Annotated in this window: 17 protein-coding genes and 1 pseudogene; 13 read left to right on the forward strand and 5 right to left on the reverse strand. The window is 54.7% G+C overall.

All coding sequences use genetic code 11. The features are described 5' to 3' along the window. The first annotated feature begins 13 nt into the window (after positions 1 to 13). Positions 14 to 784, forward strand: a complete 771-nt coding sequence (locus ACOOFE_RS16660; RefSeq protein ID WP_420411086.1) for an arginyltransferase — start codon at positions 14 to 16, stop codon at positions 782 to 784. A 14-nt stretch (positions 785 to 798) separates the two neighbouring features. Here the strand turns inward: ACOOFE_RS16660 and ACOOFE_RS16665 are convergent, their stop codons facing one another. Both ACOOFE_RS16665 and ACOOFE_RS16670 read right to left on the reverse strand, forming a co-directional pair. Then, positions 799 to 1,458 carry a uracil-DNA glycosylase gene (locus ACOOFE_RS16665; protein ID WP_420411087.1) on the reverse strand — a complete coding sequence of 220 codons (660 nt, stop codon included), beginning with the start codon at positions 1,456 to 1,458 and terminating at the stop codon, positions 799 to 801. A gap of 10 nt (positions 1,459 to 1,468) precedes the next feature. Further along, complete coding sequence (locus ACOOFE_RS16670) at positions 1,469 to 2,062, reverse strand: NYN domain-containing protein (RefSeq protein ID WP_420411088.1); 594 nt, start codon at positions 2,060 to 2,062, stop codon at positions 1,469 to 1,471. Between the two features lie 385 nt (positions 2,063 to 2,447). Here ACOOFE_RS16670 and rpoZ point away from each other — a divergent pair, with 385 nt between their 5' ends. The 9 genes and pseudogenes from rpoZ (at position 2,448) to era (ending at position 10,576) form a co-directional block, all read left to right on the forward strand. Beyond that, on the forward strand, positions 2,448 to 2,849 hold the full coding sequence (gene rpoZ, locus ACOOFE_RS16675; RefSeq protein ID WP_141187339.1) for a DNA-directed RNA polymerase subunit omega: 402 nt from the start codon (positions 2,448 to 2,450) through the stop codon (positions 2,847 to 2,849). 102 nt (positions 2,850 to 2,951) lie between these two features. After that, positions 2,952 to 5,192 carry a RelA/SpoT family protein gene (locus ACOOFE_RS16680; RefSeq protein ID WP_420411089.1) on the forward strand — a complete coding sequence of 747 codons (2,241 nt, stop codon included), beginning with the start codon at positions 2,952 to 2,954 and terminating at the stop codon, positions 5,190 to 5,192. Between the two features lie 32 nt (positions 5,193 to 5,224). Then, positions 5,225 to 5,806, forward strand: a complete 582-nt coding sequence (pyrE, locus tag ACOOFE_RS16685) for an orotate phosphoribosyltransferase (RefSeq protein ID WP_420411090.1) — start codon at positions 5,225 to 5,227, stop codon at positions 5,804 to 5,806. A 37-nt stretch (positions 5,807 to 5,843) separates the two neighbouring features. Further along, positions 5,844 to 6,446, forward strand: coding sequence for a DUF2062 domain-containing protein (locus ACOOFE_RS16690; RefSeq protein ID WP_141187342.1), 603 nt, complete (start codon positions 5,844 to 5,846; stop codon positions 6,444 to 6,446). A 54-nt stretch (positions 6,447 to 6,500) separates the two neighbouring features. Then, positions 6,501 to 6,932, forward strand: coding sequence for a holo-ACP synthase (acpS, locus tag ACOOFE_RS16695; protein ID WP_141187343.1), 432 nt, complete (start codon positions 6,501 to 6,503; stop codon positions 6,930 to 6,932). 85 nt (positions 6,933 to 7,017) lie between these two features. After that, positions 7,018 to 7,769 (forward strand): annotated as a pseudogene (lepB, locus tag ACOOFE_RS16700) (signal peptidase I). A 258-nt stretch (positions 7,770 to 8,027) separates the two neighbouring features. Beyond that, complete coding sequence (gene lepB / locus ACOOFE_RS16705; RefSeq protein WP_420411091.1) at positions 8,028 to 8,780, forward strand: signal peptidase I; 753 nt, start codon at positions 8,028 to 8,030, stop codon at positions 8,778 to 8,780. Positions 8,781 to 8,845: 65 nt separating this feature from the next. Further along, positions 8,846 to 9,553 (forward strand): ribonuclease III, encoded by a 708-nt coding sequence (gene rnc / locus ACOOFE_RS16710; RefSeq protein WP_420411092.1) that lies wholly within the window; start codon positions 8,846 to 8,848, stop codon positions 9,551 to 9,553. Positions 9,554 to 9,676: 123 nt separating this feature from the next. After that, positions 9,677 to 10,576: a GTPase Era gene (gene era, locus ACOOFE_RS16715; RefSeq protein ID WP_420415600.1), complete on the forward strand. Its 900-nt coding sequence runs from the start codon at positions 9,677 to 9,679 to the stop codon at positions 10,574 to 10,576. Between the two features lie 49 nt (positions 10,577 to 10,625). Here era and ACOOFE_RS16720 read toward each other — a convergent pair whose 3' ends face one another. Then, positions 10,626 to 11,333 (reverse strand): hypothetical protein, encoded by a 708-nt coding sequence (locus ACOOFE_RS16720; protein ID WP_420411093.1) that lies wholly within the window; start codon positions 11,331 to 11,333, stop codon positions 10,626 to 10,628. A gap of 144 nt (positions 11,334 to 11,477) precedes the next feature. Here ACOOFE_RS16720 and recO point away from each other — a divergent pair, with 144 nt between their 5' ends. Continuing rightward, positions 11,478 to 12,233: a DNA repair protein RecO gene (recO, locus tag ACOOFE_RS16725; RefSeq protein ID WP_420411094.1), complete on the forward strand. Its 756-nt coding sequence runs from the start codon at positions 11,478 to 11,480 to the stop codon at positions 12,231 to 12,233. Between the two features lie 29 nt (positions 12,234 to 12,262). Here recO and ACOOFE_RS16730 read toward each other — a convergent pair whose 3' ends face one another. Next, positions 12,263 to 14,263, reverse strand: coding sequence for a putative bifunctional diguanylate cyclase/phosphodiesterase (locus tag ACOOFE_RS16730; RefSeq protein ID WP_420411095.1), 2,001 nt, complete (start codon positions 14,261 to 14,263; stop codon positions 12,263 to 12,265). A gap of 321 nt (positions 14,264 to 14,584) precedes the next feature. Here ACOOFE_RS16730 and parC point away from each other — a divergent pair, with 321 nt between their 5' ends. After that, positions 14,585 to 16,837 carry a DNA topoisomerase IV subunit A gene (gene parC / locus ACOOFE_RS16735; RefSeq protein ID WP_420411096.1) on the forward strand — a complete coding sequence of 751 codons (2,253 nt, stop codon included), beginning with the start codon at positions 14,585 to 14,587 and terminating at the stop codon, positions 16,835 to 16,837. On the opposite strand, the gene ACOOFE_RS16740 is transcribed toward parC, so the two are convergent. Continuing rightward, the gene (locus tag ACOOFE_RS16740; RefSeq protein ID WP_420411097.1) at positions 16,834 to 17,733 is read right to left on the reverse strand and encodes an AraC family transcriptional regulator; all 900 of its coding nucleotides are present in this window, start codon (positions 17,731 to 17,733) and stop codon (positions 16,834 to 16,836) included. The two genes, parC and ACOOFE_RS16740, sit on opposite strands and share 4 nt — an antisense overlap. On the opposite strand from ACOOFE_RS16740, the gene ACOOFE_RS16745 reads away from it, so the two are divergent. Then, entirely contained in the window at positions 17,732 to 18,139 is a 408-nt protein-coding gene (locus ACOOFE_RS16745) for a DUF2000 family protein (RefSeq protein WP_420411098.1), read from the forward strand. The genes ACOOFE_RS16740 and ACOOFE_RS16745 overlap by 2 nt on opposite strands. Positions 18,140 to 18,213: the final 74 nt, after the last annotated feature.

The raw sequence follows: 18,213 nt of genomic DNA on the forward strand, positions 1-18,213 counted from the left end.
ACAGGAAACAAAGGTGACACGCCACCCTACAGACCATCCGCAATTCTATCTGACAGCACCGGCGCCCTGCCCCTATTTGGAAGGCTGTCAGGAACGGAAGGTCTTCACGCACCTTGTTGGTCATGGTGCTCCAGCTCTCAATGAGGTCCTGACACAAGGCGGATTCCGGCGCAGTCAGAACATTGCCTATCGCCCGGCCTGCGAGAACTGCCAGGCCTGCATTTCTGTGCGGGTGCGGGTCGATGACTTCAAGTGGACGAAGTCGTTCAAGCGCGTCTGGAAATCCGGCACAAATGTTATTGGCGCCCGCTTGCCGGCCAGCCCCTCTGCCGAACAATACGACCTCTTCCGCGATTACCTTCAGGCTCGTCACGAAGACGGCGGCATGACCGACATGAGCATTCTCGATTATGCAATGATGGTCGAGGACACCCATGTGGAAACGATGGTGATCGAATACCGCAAACGCGGTCCGGACACCTTCTTAACTGGTGCCGGAGAAGGCCCACTTCTTGGCGTCGCACTCAGCGATCAACTGAGCGACGGGCTATCGATGGTCTATTCGTTTTACGATCCGGATTTCACCGAAACAGCGCTCGGCACGTATATGATCTTGGACCATATCGAGCGTGCCCGGCAACTGAACCTGCCATATATCTATCTCGGCTATTGGGTCGAGGGCTCTGCCAAGATGGCTTATAAAGCCCGGTTCCGGCCGCAGGAACATCTTGGCCCCAACGGCTGGGCACTTTCAAATGCGCCATCCACGACAGAAACCGACTGAGTAAATCAGGGCGTTTACGGGATATCCTTGCGGATCGACGTAAACACGGATCGGAACATCTCTTCCGTCAACCGGCCGGTGTTGGTGTTGTATCTGGAGCAATGATAGCTGTCGTGCAGCACCAGATTCGTTCCAGGCAATTCGTGGCGGCCATTGTGGGAAAACGGAAACTGCGCCCGCTTCAAATCCAAAGCCGTTAAAAAGGTCTCGTGCGCAATCCGCCCCAGTGCCAGAACGGCCCGGATCGAGGGGTTGGCCGCCATGGTCGACAGAAGATACGGACGGCACGTTTTGATTTCCGCCCCGGTCGGTTTGTTTTGCGGCGGCAGGCACCGGACCGCGTTGGTGATTAGAGCATCAGTCAGCTCCAGCCCGTCATCTGGCCGCGCCTGATATTCGCCTTTGGCAAAGCCGAAATCCAGCATGGTGTGATAAAGAAGATCGCCCGCGTAATCGCCCGTAAATGGACGTCCGGTGGCATTGGCGCCACGCATTCCCGGCGCCAAGCCAATGACCAGAAGCCGCGGCTTAGCGGAGGTAAAGGATGGAACCGGGGCGTTGAACCATTCCGGATGCTCAGCTTGGAGGCCTTCGCGGAATTCCACCAAACGCGGACACGCCCGACAATCCAGCGGCGGATCGGCGGGCGTGTTTGTATAGGACTGGACCGGCATCTAACCGCTCTTAGTAGTCGTCATCCTCAATGTCGTCATCGTCCATTTCCGGGGCAGCCGGGCGTTGCGGACGCTCGGACGGATCACGGCCGATCTTATTGGCAAGGCTTGCAAGATCAATGAAGTGATCGGCTTGCCGGCGGAGGTCGTCTGCGATCATCGGCGGCTGGGTTTTCAGCGTTGAGACGACGCTAACCTTCCGGCCCTTGCGTTGCAGAGCTTCGACCAGCGAGCGGAAATCGCCATCGCCGGAGAACAAAACAACGTGGTCGATAGTATCGACCAGTTCCATTGCATCGACAGCCAGTTCGATATCCATATTGCCCTTGACTTTGCGGCGGCCCGCACTGTCGACAAACTCTTTCACAGGCTTGGTAATAACTTTATAGCCATTGTAGTCGAGCCAATCGATCAACGGCCGGATGGAGGAATACTCCTGATCCTCGATCAAAGCCGTATAGTAGTAGGCACGCAACAGATAGGCCTGGCCCTGAAACTCCTTCAACAGCCGCTTGTAGTCGATGTCAAAGCCGATTGCTTTGGCTGTCGAATACAAATTTGCACCGTCGATGAACAAGGCAACCTTTTCTCGTGCATCAAACATTTTTATTGAAACCCTTCTAAGTGGTATGCGCCGCTTGTTTTGGTCCGCTGAAATAAGGCCCACTTCCCACCATTAAGAGCCTCACGGAAATCAAAACGCACTGGACGCATATGTTATCTGATCATTGCGCCTTCTGGGCTTTGGTACGGATCAGATTATTATTAGTTCTTCCAGCGCACCTCTATGAGATATAGGGCGCCAAGTACTGGCGTACACTATCTCATCTATACGCTGCAACGGCCATGCAATAAGAATGGTGAAAAAACAACCAAAATTTTTGCCAATATTTAGGCACTGCCCCGGAAAAACCACAAGGGGTTGCTTTTTGGTAAGGCGATCACTATACGCTTGAAGTTCTTGTTCCTACAGCTATGGAGACGTCGAAATGGCGCGCGTGACCGTCGAGGACTGCATCGACAAGGTCGAAAACCGGTTTGAGCTGGTGCTGCTTGCTGCGCATCGCGCTCGCATGATTTCCAGCGGATCTCCGCTGACGATCGACCGCGACAACGATAAAAACCCTGTCGTCGCCTTGCGTGAAATCGCCGAGCAGACCGTCAGCCCGGAAGACATGAAAGAAGACCTGATTCATTCGCTTCAGAAGTTTGTTGAAGTGGATGAACCGGAAGCAGAAGCCGTACCGGTTGTCGCGGTTCCTGGCCAGCATCAGGTCACTCAGGTCAATACCGTGGACGACAGTGCCGTCGAATTTGACCGCATGTCTGAAGAAGACCTGCTGCGCGGCCTGGAAGGCCTGGTTCCGCCGGAGCGGACTGACGACGTTTAAGCAGTTTCATTGGCCGGAGCGTTGCCGGACTGACCCGGCGCTCCGGTCGAGTTTTCTCTGATCCGCCCTATTGCCTGGCGGTTGCATGGGTCAGTCTCGGCCATGATGCGTCAATACGAATTGGTTGAGCGGGTTACCCGCTATAACCCTGAAGCCGATGAAGCCTTGCTCAACAAGGCCTATGTCTATGCCATGCAAAAACATGGCTCGCAGACACGGGCGTCTGGCGACCCCTATTTCTCCCATCCTCTTGAAGTGGCTGCGATCTTAACCGATCTGCGGTTGGATGATGCGACCATTGCGGTTGCTCTGTTGCACGACACGATTGAGGACACAGACGCGACCCGCGCCGAGATCGATTCTCTGTTTGGCGAAGAAATCGGCAAACTGGTCGATGGGCTCACCAAGATCAGCCGGTTGGATCTGGTTTCCCGTAAAGCCAAGCAGGCGGAAAATTTCCGCAAGCTGCTGCTCGCCATCGCCGATGATGTGCGCGTTCTTTTGGTGAAACTGGCCGACCGCCTGCACAACATGCGCACGCTTCATCACATGCCGGAGCACAAACGCGGCCGGATCGCAGAAGAAACCATGGAGATCTATGCGCCGCTGGCCGGACGTATGGGCATGCATGACCTGCGTGAGGAACTGGAAGATATTTCCTTCCACACCCTCAATCTGGAAGCTTACGAGACCATCACCGAGCGGTTGGCAGACCTTCGGGAGCGCAACCGGGATCTCATCCTGGACATTGAAACCACCCTGACCGAACGCTTGTCAGAGCGCGGCATGGCGGCCCTGGTTAAAGGCCGGGAAAAACGCCCCTATTCCATCTTCCGCAAGATGCAGCGCAAGGCCATCGGTTTTGAGCAATTGTCCGATATCTATGGTTTCCGGGTGACGGTCGGCACCATGGAAGCCTGCTACCGGGTTCTGGGTGTCATCCACACGACTTGGCCAACGGTGCCGGGACGCTTCAAAGATTACATCTCTACGCCCAAGCAAAACGACTACCGGTCTTTGCACACAACGATCGTCGGGCCGTCCCGCCAGCGTGTCGAACTGCAGATCCGCACTGTCAACATGGACCGTGTCGCCGAATATGGCATTGCCGCCCACGCCCTTTATAAGGACGGCGAATATGGCGGCCGGAACATTGCCAATCATACAGAAGATTGCCGGGCTTTTGAGTGGCTACGGCGTACAACAGAGCTTTTGGCCCAAGGCGATACGCCGGAAGAATTCCTGGAAAACACCAAGCTGGAACTTTTCCACGATCAGGTGTTCTGTTTCACACCGAAAGGCCGTTTGATTGCGCTGCCACGCGGCGCGACCCCAATCGATTTCGCCTATGCAGTTCACACTGATATCGGCAACACCTGCGTCGGCTGTAAGGTCAACGGCAAGATCATGCCGCTGGTCACGGAACTGCATAACGGCGATGAAGTGGATGTGATCCGCTCGCAGGCCCAAACACCGCCACCGGCATGGGAAGCCATTGCGGTCACGGGTAAGGCGCGCGCCGCCATACGCCGGGCGACCCGCGAATCTGTCCGCAAACAATATGGGGCCCTCGGCGAACATATTCTGAAGCGCGCTTTTGCGCGGGCAGACAAAGCCTATTCGGAAGACCTTCTGGAAGCCGTTCTCGGGGAACACCATCAAAATAGTGTCGCCGATCTTTTAGCGGCGGTCGGCCGCGGTGATTTGAGCGCACAAACCATTTTGAAATCCGCTCACCCGGATTATCAGGATGAACGGGTTGCGATTTTGGGCCCGCCTTCCGGCGAAGGCTGGTTCGACCTCAAACAAGGGCACGGTTTGAAGTTTCGCATTCCTCCAACTGGTCTTGCAGATGGTTCTGAGGAAGATGGGGAAGCCTGGACGGACGGCAGCGCGTTGCCGATCCGCGGCCTCTCCGGTGACATTCCCGTGAGCTTTGCGCCTAATGGCGGAGCCGTTCCAGGAGACCGGATTGTGGGCATCTTGAACCCGTCCGGCGGGGTGACAATTTACCCGATACAATCGCCGGCCTTGAAGGAATTCGACGACGAGACCGAGCGCTGGGTCGACGTGCGGTGGGATATCGATGTCAACAATCCTGAGCGTTTCCCGGCGCGCCTGGAGATTTCGGCGGCCAACGAACCCGGATCTCTTGCCACGATCGCACAAATAATCGGTGAGAACAGCGGCAATATTGACAATGTCAAAATGGCACAGCGGGCGCCGGACTTCCACCAAATGATTATTGATTTGGAAGTCTGGGACCTTAAACACTTGAACCGCATCATCAACCAGCTGCGCTCAAAACCAAATGTTTCCAGTGTAAGCCGCGTTAACGGCTAACCGGACCCTAAAAGTCAAAAGGACTAAATTTTATGACACGTGACGAGGTTTTGTCAGTCTTCCGCGAGGCGGGCGCTATGCTGGAAGGCCATTTTATTTTGACCTCAGGTCTGCGCAGCCCGATCTTTCTGCAAAAGGCGCGCGTGTTCATGTATCCGGACAAAACCGAGATGCTCTGCAAGGCCCTTGCAGATAAAGTCAAGGCATCCGGTCTTGGCGACATCGACTATGTTGTCTCTCCGGCCCTGGGAGGTCTCATTCCCGGATATGAGACGGCACGCCACCTAGGCATTCCCGCTATGTGGGTTGAGCGCGAAGATGGTGAGTTCCGGTTGCGCCGCTTCGAGATGCCGGAAGGCGCCCGTGTCATCATCGTTGAGGATATCGTCACAACAGGTCTTTCCTGCCGCGAAACGGTAACTTCTCTGAAAGCACTTGGTGCTGAAGTCTTGGCAGTCGCCTGCTTGATCGACCGGTCCGGCGGGGAAGCTGATGCTGGTGTTCCAGTAATAGCTTTAGCCGATTACAAAGTACCGGCCTATGAACCGGACAAATTGCCACCCGAACTTGCGGCTATTCCAGCTGTCAAACCGGGAAGCCGAGGACTGGCTTGATCCGGTCCTTCAGATTTGGGAGAGAGACAGCCGACTGATGCTGTTCCGCCGCAGAAATAGACCGACACAGATCGAGCGCTTGCGTGTTGCCGTTTGGCCGCGCCACAGCTGGGCGCGTTCGACCCGCTATTTCGGCAAGCGTGTTCTGCGATTGACGGCCACGCCGCATGCCATTGCCATCGGTTTTGCCGCAGGTGCCTTCGCCTCCTTTACGCCTCTGATTGGCTTTCACTTTCTGACTGCTTTTGCGCTTGCCTGGATCCTGCGCGGCAATCTGATTGCGTCAGCCCTTGGAACCTCCATCGGCAATCCACTGACCTTTCCGTTTATCTGGGCGTTTACATACAAGATCGGCCAATGGGTGCTCTATGGCCAGGCACCGGACACTGACCCGCATGCCGTTCACGCCCAATTCCAAAGCAGCCTGTTTGAAAAATCTCTCGATTCGCTGCTGCCGATGGTCAAACCAATGTTCATTGGCGCAGTGCCCTTAGGATTAACTGTCGCGACCGTCTCCTATTTCATCGTCTATAAAAGCGTCGAGGTGTATCAACGCCGCCGCCGCACCACGATTGAGACAAATGGCAAACGGTTGTTTCCAGCGCCTGGCCGTGCCTATGACGACGAAACTGGCAACTAACCACTTTCCCCCCTACATAAATGGTCCGAAACCGTAGGATTGGACGAACCGAACATGATTTTGGGCATCGGCAGCGACCTAATCGACATCCGCCGGATCGAAAAAACCCTTGAGCGTTTCGGTGAACGCTTCACAAACCGGGTTTACACCGAGGTTGAACGGGCGAAATCAGATAAGCGCGCACAGCGGGCGGCCTCTTATGCCAAGCGTTTTGCGGCCAAAGAAGCTTGTTCAAAAGCGCTTGGCAGCGGCATCCGTATGGGTGTGGCCTGGCGGGAAATGGGCGTTGTAAACCTACCCTCCGGCAAACCAACGATGAACCTTACAGGCGGTGCAGCGGAGCGTTTGAACGCCATGGTGCCCGATGGTTTCCGCGCAACAATCGATCTGACAATCACCGATGACTTCCCGCTGGCGCAAGCTTTCGTCGTCATCTCAGCTTGGCCAAAGGACTGGCCAGAGCCGAATTCTTCAGTGTCTCTCTAACACCAGCCTTGTTTTTCTTTAGCAAGTCTCAGGCAAAAATTGGGGTCACAATAGAATTGTAAGCACCAATTTCGTTAGGACCAACATGAACTTATCAGGGTCTGACAGTAGCAAGACGAGCAATTTTTCAGAGACGGCGAAGATAATCCTTCAGGCTCTGCTCATTGCCTTGGCGATTCGCACATTCCTGTTCCAGCCGTTTGTGATTCCATCAGGATCAATGAAGAATACGTTGCTGGTTGGCGATTATCTGTTTGTTTCCAAATACAGCTATGGATATTCACGTTACTCATTCCCCTTCGGCTAGCACCGTTTTCCGGACGGATATGGGGCTCAAAGCCGGAACGTGGCGACGTTACAGTTTTCAAACGGTCCACTGATGCGTCCACAGACTACATCAAACGTGTCATCGGATTGCCCGGCGATACGATTCAAATGGTTGACGGCATTCTTCACATTAACGGGGAAGCGGTGGAACGCGAACGCATCACCGACTTCATAGACCAAGGTCCATTTGGAAACGTCAGGCATGTACCACGCTACCGTGAAACGCTGCCCAATGGGGTCAGCTACGACACCCTCGACATGACACCTGTCGGCCAGCTGGACAACACACGCAAACATGTTGTTCCAGATGGACACTATTTCATGATGGGTGACAACCGAGACGTTTCTCATGACAGCAGAGTGTTTTCAGATTTCGGGGTGATTCCTCTGGCAAATTTCATTGGCCGCGCGGAAGTCCTATTCTTCTCAATAGATAAAGACACACCGGCCTGGAAGGTCTGGACTTGGCCTTGGACCGTTAAATGGAACCGGATAGGAAAGGTTCTTTGACTGTTTGGCCAGTTCTCCTGCTATCGGCCTGCGCCAATTGACCGCTTAGCAGCGCAAGTTGTTATGCTTCACCGGCCTTTGACCATCTGCGCAATACCGGCTTAGCGATCAATCGGTAGCAACAGCCATCAACAGTTCTTCCAAACCCGGAAGAAGACATACAAACGCGTGCATTGCACCTGCCCGCCCGAAAGGCTAAGAGTGGCCCGTATCCAGCCGCCGGACCCGGCGGATTCTACAATTTTTTTTAGGGACAGCATGAGCGTGACCGAAAACGGAAAAGACAAGGAAAGTGGCCTTTACGAGACAGTTAAGGTCATTGTCCAGGCACTTCTGATCGCTCTTGTGGTCCGGACATTCCTGTTCCAACCCTTCAACATTCCATCCGGCTCGATGAAGGATACGCTGCTGATCGGCGACTATCTGTTTGTGTCGAAATACAGCTACGGCTATTCGCGTTATTCCTTCCCGTTTGGATTGGCTCCGATTTCCGGCCGGATCTGGGAAGCTGAACCGCAGCGCGGCGATATTGCCGTCTTCAAACTGCCGACTGACACCTCCATCGACTACATCAAACGGGTGATTGGCCTGCCGGGCGACACCATCCAGATGATCGACGGCGTGGTTCATATCAATGGCGAAGCCGTCGCGCGCGAACAGATCGATGACTATATCGAACAATCACCTTCCGGGGCTGTCCGCCGTGTGCCCCGCTACCGGGAAACGCTTCCCAATGGGGTCAGCTACGAAACGCTCGACCTGACCAATCGCGGCCAACTGGACAACACCCGGGAATATAAGGTCCCGGAAGGCCATTATTTCATGATGGGCGACAACCGGGACAATTCCATTGACAGCCGCGTACTGAGCCGCGTTGGTTACGTCCCGTATGAGAATTTCATTGGCCGCGCCGAGGTCTTGTTCTTCTCCATTGGAGATGGCACACCGGCCTGGCAAATCTGGACGTGGCCTTGGACCGTGCGCTGGAGCCGGATCGGCCGCGGGCTCTAAGTCAGGTTTAAGTCCTCACACTTTCGGACAGGCAGCGTCCGCTGAATGCAGACGGGCCTCAAAAGATGACAAAAGAAAAAAAGCAAAATCCGATCGCGGCGCTGAAGGCAGCGCTGCAACATGACTTTAAGGATCTGGAGCTGCTCCGGGTTGCGTTGACGCACGCCAGCGCCCTGGACCCGGCCGATACCGTGACCGGTAGCTACCAGCGGCTGGAATTCCTGGGCGACCGTGTCTTGGGATTGGTGGTGGCCTCCATGCTGCATCACCATTTCCCCAAAGCCGATGAAGGGGAGCTCGCCCGCCGCTTCAATCACATGGTCAAACGGGAAACCTGCGCGGAAATCGCCGGTGAACTCGGTGTCGGCGACGCCATGCGCATTGGCCAGGCAGAAGCCCAAACGGGAGGACGTAAAAAGACCGCCCTCCTGGCTGATATTTGCGAAGCGCTTATCGCCGCGATTTACCTCGATGGCGGATTTGACGCTGCAGACAGCTTCGTCCGGCGCCTTTGGGAGCCACGTATGTTATCGTGGACCGGCCCCTTGCGTGACGCCAAGACCACGCTGCAGGAATGGGCCCAGTCGAAGAGCCTGCCGACGCCGCGTTATGAGGTCAGTCGCCGGGAAGGCCCCGACCACGCCCCGAGTTTTACGGTCGCGGTACTGGTTCAGGGGCTGAAGAACGGTGAAGGCAAAGGCGGATCGAAACGGATTGCCGAACAGAACGCCGCCGAAGCGGTGTTGCGCCGGGAAGGCGTTTGGAAGGACTAAGAAACTTTGAGCGACGACACCTCGAACGAACCGGACGACTTTGACGCAGATGGCGAGGACGGCACCGAGTTCGTGCCGCCGCAAGGCCGGTTTGACATTCCCCTACCCGATCCGCTCGGCGCCATGCCGTCCGACACCAAGGCCGGTTTTGTCGCGTTGATCGGTGCGCCCAATGCCGGCAAATCGACGCTGATCAACCAGCTGGTCGGCACCAAGGTCTCCATTGTCACTCACAAGGTGCAAACCACCCGCGCCATCGTGCGCGGTGTGGCCATGAACGGCACGGCCCAGATTGTCTTCATCGACACCCCTGGGATCTTCAAGCCCAAACGGCGGCTCGACCGGGCGATGGTCGATACAGCATGGGGCGGTGCGCGCGATGCCGATGTCATCGCCCTTTTGATCGACGCCCGCAAAGGCATCGATGAGGAGGTGGAATCAATCCTCAAGCGCCTCAAAGGGCAATCGACACCAAAAGTCCTGATCCTGAACAAGACCGATGTGGCCAACCGGGAAAAACTTTTAAGGATTGCGCAAGCGGCCAACGAACATATTGAATTTGAAGAAACTTTCATGATCTCCGCACTGACCGGTGACGGCACGCAGGCGATCCTGGACTATTTCTCAACCAAAATCCCGGAAGGCCCCTGGCTTTATCCGGAAGACCAGCCGTCCGATCTGCCTTTGCGCATTCTGGCCGCTGAAATCACGCGGGAAAAATTGTTCGAGCGCCTGCACCAGGAACTTCCCTATATCTCCACGGTCGAAACCGAACGCTGGGAAACCAAGAAAGACGGCTCGGCCAGGATCGAACAGACGATCTATGTGGAGCGGGACAGCCAGAAGAGCATCGTGCTTGGCAAGAAAGGCCAGACGATCAAACAGATATCTCAAGCCTCGCGCAGCGAGATTTCCGAGATCATCGAAGCCCCCGTGCACTTGTTCCTGTTCGTTAAAGTCCGAGAGAATTGGGCCAATGACCCGGAACGCTACCGGGAAATGGGCTTGGAATTTCCGAAGTAGAGTTTCAAGGCGAATCCGCACTTAGATTTGTTATCCCAAAACAGATCGCTCACTCATCTAAGAGATAAGCGCTGACCTCTGAATTCAAATGCAGAAACATGTCGTTGACATTTTCAGGGCTAGTCACCAGACGAAATTCGTTTTCCCATCTTAGGAGGCGCTGTTTGGTGAGACTGTTTTCCTCTCCGAAAACTTCATCCGCGATGTAAGGCGGGATGCGGGCTGCAGTGAAGAATATACTTCCCGCTGTTCGGGTAATTGCCGACAGTGTTGTCGTGTACAACTTACTTGCTTTTTCCGCAACGGTTTCATCGGAGCTGATGACTTTTTCGATATATGGTTGTTCGGCTGCCAGTTCTTGAACAAAAGATATTGCAAGGGCGGCATTGGCGAGAAATTGAGACCCGGACTTCAGGGAATTGAATGCGCCGCGCCCCTTCGCGCTTGTGACCATTCCTCTCAAATTGCCACTGACATTCATGGCAGGTGTCAGCCGAATCAAACCAGATATCACGGAAAAACTGCCCTTGAATCGAAAAGACCGAAGCATTGCATATGCTGCTCCACCCCGTCCCAAATACTTGGCACCGCTCACGTATTCATCAGCAACCTTGAGAGCTTGTTGAATATCGTCCTGAGAGATTCCCGAAATCTTGATGGGCTCGTCACGATTCAGAAATTCGAATGGAGCAACTTCTTTTCTATACTCGCAAAAATTTTTTTTGTTTTCTTGGTAGTCGAATAATATTCTCTCCATGTTCTTTATCCTGACCAGTATTTTTCAGTTGTTTAAACCTGTTTCTTGATAAATCGCATCGTTCGCAAAACTTGTTTTCGGATATTCTCAGGCACTGATACTAGAGTAACTCGTTTAAAGCCGCTACGGGGAACAAGGCTCAGGATGGAATGGAGCGGACGCGGTGTGGTATTGACCACCCGCAAACACGGCGAAAACGATGCTATTTTGGAAGTGATGACCGCAGAGCGTGGCCGTCACCTTGGCCTTGTGCGCGGTGGCCGCTCCAAACGGCATCGGCCTTCCCTTCAACCCGGCAATGAGTTGCAGCTGACTTGGAAGGCGCGGCTTGCCGACCATCTCGGCCAATTCCAGATCGAACCGGTGCGAGCGCGTGCGGCTGACCTGATGCACAGCAGCATTGGTCTTGCCGCCGTTCAGCATTTGGCGTCCCTCGCCCGTCTTCTCCCCGAACGTCATCCCTACCCGCGGATCTATTCTGCGCTCAACGTCGTGCTGGACCACCTCGATGCCGCCGATGCGGCGGCTGCCCTCATGATCCGCTTCGAGCTGGAGCTGCTTCAGGAACTTGGTGCGGGTCTGGATCTTACTTCCTGTGCCGCAACCGGAACGACAGATGACCTTGCCTATGTCTCGCCGCGCTCTGCCCGTGCCGTGAGCCGGGATGCAGGCTTGCCTTACCACGACAAACTGTTGCCCCTGCCTGCGTTCTTGCTGGCCGGCCAGCGTCAAAAGGGCAGTGAACTCACCTGGACTGACATCACGCAAGGCTTTCAGCTCACAGGCTTTTTTCTCGACCGCCAGCTCAGTGAGCGCAATGTCACAGATAGCGGCACGCGCGCGTTACTTCAAAACGCCCTAGAGAGGCGTTACCGGATAGACTTTCCCTGGAATTTTTGAACTAACGACGCACAAATCGTTGTTATTGTTCAGGAAACCCGCGTCTTATCAACCACTTTAGGTAATTTTTCACCACCAAGGCCGTTGTTAAGTAACACAGTCAACTCTTCCGCGGGCAGAGGCTTCGAAAAGAGGTAGCCCTGAACACAACAGGTACCGATGTCCTGGAGCACGTTGAGCTCTTCTTCCGTTTCGACACCCTCCACGACACAAGAAATTTCCATATCGCGGCAAAGGGCGAGCAACGATTTGACAATCCCATAACCCGCAGTTTCTGGATGAATTCCGCTCACAAAACTCCGGTCAACCTTGATGCAGTCCAGTGGCAAACTGTGGACATGAGACAAGCTCGAATACCCTGTTCCAAAATCATCCAGCGAAAGACTAATACCGGCATTCTTCAATGTAGAAATTGCACGGCACGCTTCATTGAAGTCCCACATGATGGACGTTTCAGTAATCTCGCAACTCAAACGCTGTGGATCGAACCGAGCGGTGTCGATCTTCTTCAAAAGCTCGTCGACAAAGCCACGGGACGACAGGTTTGTGGCCGACAGGTTGAAGGACATCTTGACGTTTTCAGGCCAATCCTTGAACGCATCAAGAGCCTTTTCCAACAATACAAACGTCAACTTGTTGATCAGGCCGGTACTCTCTGCGACCGGGATGAATTCTGCGGGAGAGACTTTGCCTGCCACCGGGCTCTCCCATCGGGCCAGGCACTCCACACTCGTGATGGTGTTTGTCGTGATGTCAACAATCGGCTGGAAGACGACGGACAGCTCCTGATCGAAGTCAGCAGATCTCAAGGCACCAGAAAGTTCTACTTTCTGCTGCATGACAGCGCGCATCGCATCGTCGAACACAATTAAATGCATATTTGGCATTTCCTTGACAGTGTTCAGCGCATAGAGCGCGCGCTCCAGCAGCTCATGACCACTTTCCTCTACCTTCTCGAGAAATGCCATCCCTGCGGAGTAGTTCAAACGCAAGGAGTAGTCCCCAACCAAACAGGGATCTTTGAAAATGGTTTTCAGTATTTGGCGCGTTTGCTCTCCATCCAGAACATCACTTGGGGCAATAACAGCGAATTCATCACCTGCCATGCGCGCTATAAAAGCGCCTTTGGGAAAATGCTCTGTGGTGCGCGCAACGATCTCCAGAAGCACCTTGTCGCCAGCAGCGACACCCGCGACATCATTGATTGCTTTAAACCCTCCGAGATCGAAGACCAATATGCTGAAGAATTGACCTGACTGCCGTGCTACCTCGCCGAATTCATCCAACTTTGAAAAAAAGTACCGCCGGTTCGGCAGCTCCGTCATGAAATCATGGGTCGCAATGTGCTGGTAACGATCGCTGTCTTTCTGGGTTTCCTGTTGTTTTTTCTCAAGCGCCTCGGTCTGGCGCTTCAGTTTCTCCCGGGCACGAAGCAGGTTCGAAAACTCTTTGGAATAACTGCTGATCAGGAAAAACGTTGATAGCGGCCCTACCATGGCCATGAAAGCAAACGGGACAAACTCTGGCCCACCAACCGCCGGAAAATAAATGATATACAGGCCACTGCCGAGCACCGCGCACAGAAATGCATAAGACCTATAGTGGCTAAGGCTGCAAATACTTATTACGTTGACGATCACCACGGTAAATGCGGCTTGTAGCTGAAGATATGGACCGCCGTACGGAAATAGTATCAGCCCCCATCCTGCGAACATAAGCGTCGTAACAGCTACTCCAATGCCATCGTCTCGACGCCAACGGCGAAGATCACCATTTTCCAGCGATTTGTTTTGGCCCTTCCACAATGAATAAAGCCGAATGGCAGAGAACGTTGTCACAAGCCCCGGATAAACAACGACAGCCCAAATTGGCGCAACATCCCAATGGCCTATGGAAAGTGCCCACCCAAACACCAAACAAATGGCGTGTAGTAACTTTCCTTGCCTTTGAATGAACAGTCTATGGCTTCTGATGACCTGAAGCTCTTCCCCTTCGTCAGACAACCAATTTATGAACCGATTCCACGCCATCACAGGTCTACTTTTGCCAAAAATAACTGCTTACAAGTAATTCATTTATTACAACCATATTCTTATTAACGAATATTACCAATGCGGGCATGCGCAACACGGATGACCATTCCGATTGGACTGCACACATTTAACAAACCTACATCAAGACGAACGGTGCTCACTTTTCACCAATTGCAACTATCAATGAGGGTTCAACCGTCAATTTTTGAGTGAAATTGCCCACAGGAACAGCGGAAATCCGTTGAAAATCTGCCGTTTTTGCGCGGATAAGCGTGGCGGTTGATTGAACTCATTCGCCGAACCCGGTAGCAAGCAAGTATGGGAAAAGAAGTCACACCACCGCCGAGCGGCACTGAAGGCATCAATCTGAAGGATGCGCTGGAAGAGCGTTATCTCGCCTATGCGCTGTCGACCATCATGCACCGGGCCCTGCCGGATGTGCGCGATGGCTTGAAACCGGTGCACCGGCGCCTCCTCTATGCCATGCGCCTGCTCAAACTGGACCCGGGCCAGGGTTTCAAGAAATGTGCCCGTGTGGTCGGTGATGTGATCGGTAAATATCACCCGCATGGCGACCAGGCGGTCTATGACGCGCTTGTCCGCTTGGCGCAGGATTTTGCACAGCGCTACCCGTTGATCGACGGCCAGGGCAACTTCGGCAACATCGACGGCGATAACGCAGCCGCGATGCGGTACACCGAAGCCCGGATGACCGACACGGCCAAGCGTCTGCTGGATGGTTTGGACGAAAACGCGGTCGACTGGCGCGAGACTTATGACGGCGAGGATCGTGAGCCGATCGTTCTGCCGGGTGGATTTCCGAACCTTCTCGGCAACGGCTCGTCCGGCATTGCTGTGGGCATGGCGACCTCCATTCCGCCCCACAACGCTTTTGAGCTGTGCAACGCTTGCCAGCACTTGATCAAGAACCCGAATGCCGAAGTTGATGAGCTTCTGGAGCATATCAAGGGGCCGGATTTCCCGACCGGCGGCCTTCTGGTGTCCGATCAGGGCTCCATCCGCGAGGCCTATGCGACGGGGCGCGGCAGTTTCCGTGTCCGTGCCCGCTGGGAAGTGGAAGAACTCAGCCGTGGTCAATGGGCGATTGTCGTCACTGAGATCCCCTATCAGGTGCAAAAATCGCGCTTGATCGAAAAAATCGCTGAGCTTCTGACAGCGCGCAAACTACCCTTGCTGGATGACGTGCGCGATGAGTCTGCTGAAGACCTGCGCATCGTTCTGGTGCCGCGTTCCAAGAACGTCGATGCCAACCTGTTGATGGAATCCCTGTTCAAGCTGACGGATTTGGAAAACCGCTTCTCGCTGAACATGAACGTTCTTTCCATGGGCAAGGTGCCGATGGTCATGGGTCTGAAGCAGGTCCTGCGCGAATGGCTCGATCACCGCAAGGTGGTGCTGGTCCGCCGCTCTGAACACCGGCTCGGCCAGATCAACCATCGCCTGGAGGTTCTGGAAGGCTATCTGATCGCCTATCTGAACCTGGATGAAGTCATCCGCATCATCCGCGAAGAAGATGATGCCAAGGCGGAACTGATCCGCACCTTCGAGCTGACGGATGTTCAGGCGGAAGCGATCTTGAACATGCGTCTGCGCTCCTTGCGCAAGCTGGAAGAGCTGGAAATCCGCAAAGAGCACGACAAGCTTTCGGAAGAAAAAGACGGTCTCACCAAACTGCTCGCTTCTGACGCCCGCCAATGGACCAAGATCTCCAAGGAAATCGGCGAAGTCGCCAAGGTCTACGGCCCGGAAACGGACATTGGCAAACGCCGCACCGATAAAGCCGAAGCGCCAGAAGCTGATCTGGTCGACATCCAGCAGGCGATGATTGAAAAAGAGCCGATCACGGTCATCATCTCGGAGAAGGGCTGGATCCGGGCGCTCAAAGGCCATCAGGCCGATCTTTCAAGCCTGTCGTTCAAACAGGGCGACAAGCTGAAACTGTCCTTCCATGCAGAAACCACGGACAAGATCCTGGTGTTTTCCACCGGCGGCAAGTTCTTCACGCTTGGCGCCGACCGCCTGCCGGGCGGGCGCGGGCACGGTGAACCGATCCGTCTCATGGTGGAAATGGACGAGGCCCAAGATGTCGTCAGTGCCTTTGTGCACAAGCCGGGCCGGAACCTGCTCTTAAGCACCAACGAAGCGCGTGGTTTTGTCGTCAGCGAAAACGACGTCATCGCCAACACGCGAAAGGGCAAACAGGTTCTGAACATGACGGCGCCAACCGAAGCGGCATTGTGCGTTGACGCAAGCGGCGATCATGTTGCGATCATTGGCGAGAACCGGAAACTTCTTGTGTTCCCGCTGGCCCAGATTGCGCAGATGTCCCGTGGCCGGGGCGTGCGTCTGCAGCGTTACCGCGATGGCAATGTGTCCGACATCCGGGTCTTTGCTGGAGAGACCGGCCTGACATGGACCGACAGCTCTGGACGCAGCTTCACCCGTTCGCTGGAAGACCTAGCCGAATGGCGCGGAGATCGCGGCCAAGCCGGGCGCCTGCCGCCGACCGGTTTCCCACGCTCGAACAAGTTTGGGCCGAAAACGCTTTAAGTCTGACTGGCGGCATTCAGGTGCCGCCATTTGCCGGGCGACATTCCGTAAGCGCGTTTGAAATGCCGGCTCATGTGGCTTTGATCGGCAAAGCCGGTCGTGACAGCAGCACTCGCGAGGCTTTCTCCGCTGGCGAGCTCCTGTTTCACCTGCTCCAGGCGCCGCATCACCAGATATCGGTGCGGGCTTGTTCCAAAGGCCTTTCGGAACTGGCGGGCAAGCGCAAAACGGTCCAGGTTCGCGATTTCCTCCAAATCCCCGGAAACGACTGGATCAGTCGCATTTTCCTTCAAGAACTCCGCGCATTTTTTCAAACCTGGCCAGTCAAGCGTGCGTTTGGAGTCGCTCTTGTCGTCCGAAAAGCGTTTCAGGCAGGCGGACAGATCGGATAACACGCTGCTCACTTTGAGATCGCCCATTTCTTGATCGATGTCGTCCAGAGCTTCGATCAAGCTGCGCTGAAAGGCGGGGTCAGAGAGCACGGGTGTTGGAACATGTGGAAGGGCCGATCCACCAAGTGCCTCTGTAATGTGTTCCGGTGGAATATAGAGCATCCTGTATCTGAGGCCGGTGTCCGTCCCGGCACCGCCATCATGCAGTTCATCTGGGTGAATGACGATGACTTGCCCGGGTTCAGAGGCCCGTTCTTCACCCCGGTATTTAAATCGCTGAATACCGTTGACGGTTAATCCGATCGCATAAGTGTCATGGCGGTGAAAGGAAAACCCGTTGCCGTGAAACTTGGCTTCGATCCGTTCGATCCCGGCCTCTGGCTGGGCTGTCCGGATCTCATCGCGGTCGATCTTGCACAAACGTACAAGATCCTGACCGAGTTCATTTTCTAGACTCCCCGTCAGATCCTGCTTCTGAAATCCCCGTGTGGAGTTTCCATTCATGTTTGATACCAAATTCGTCGTTGTCGTTCGCGAAGACCTTGCCGCCTGGCAAAAGCTGAATGTGACGGCGTTTCTATCCACCGGCGTCACAGCAAGCAAACCGGAGCTGATCGGCGAAACCTATCAAGACGCCGCCGGCAATGTCTACAATCCGATGAGCGTGCAACCCATCATCGTTCTAACCGCCAATGCGGATACGATGAGAAAAATCCATCACCGCACGTTGGACCGCAACGTACCGTCCAGTCTCTATATCGAAGAAATGTTTTTAACCGGCCATGACAGCGCCAACCGGGACGTCTTTGCCCAACATTCTCCCGATGACGCCAAGGTCGTCGGCCTTGCCTTTCACACAGATAAAAAGATCGCCGACAAAATCTCCAAAGGCGCGAAGATGCATGGGTAGTTCTTCGACCTAAGCCCTGGGAATACGGGCGCGAAAAATCGCCGAATTTGCCCGCCGGTGTACATTAGGTGTAA

It is taken from the genome of Roseibium sp. (assembly GCF_965216085.1).
GTDB lineage: Bacteria > Pseudomonadota > Alphaproteobacteria > Rhizobiales > Stappiaceae > Roseibium.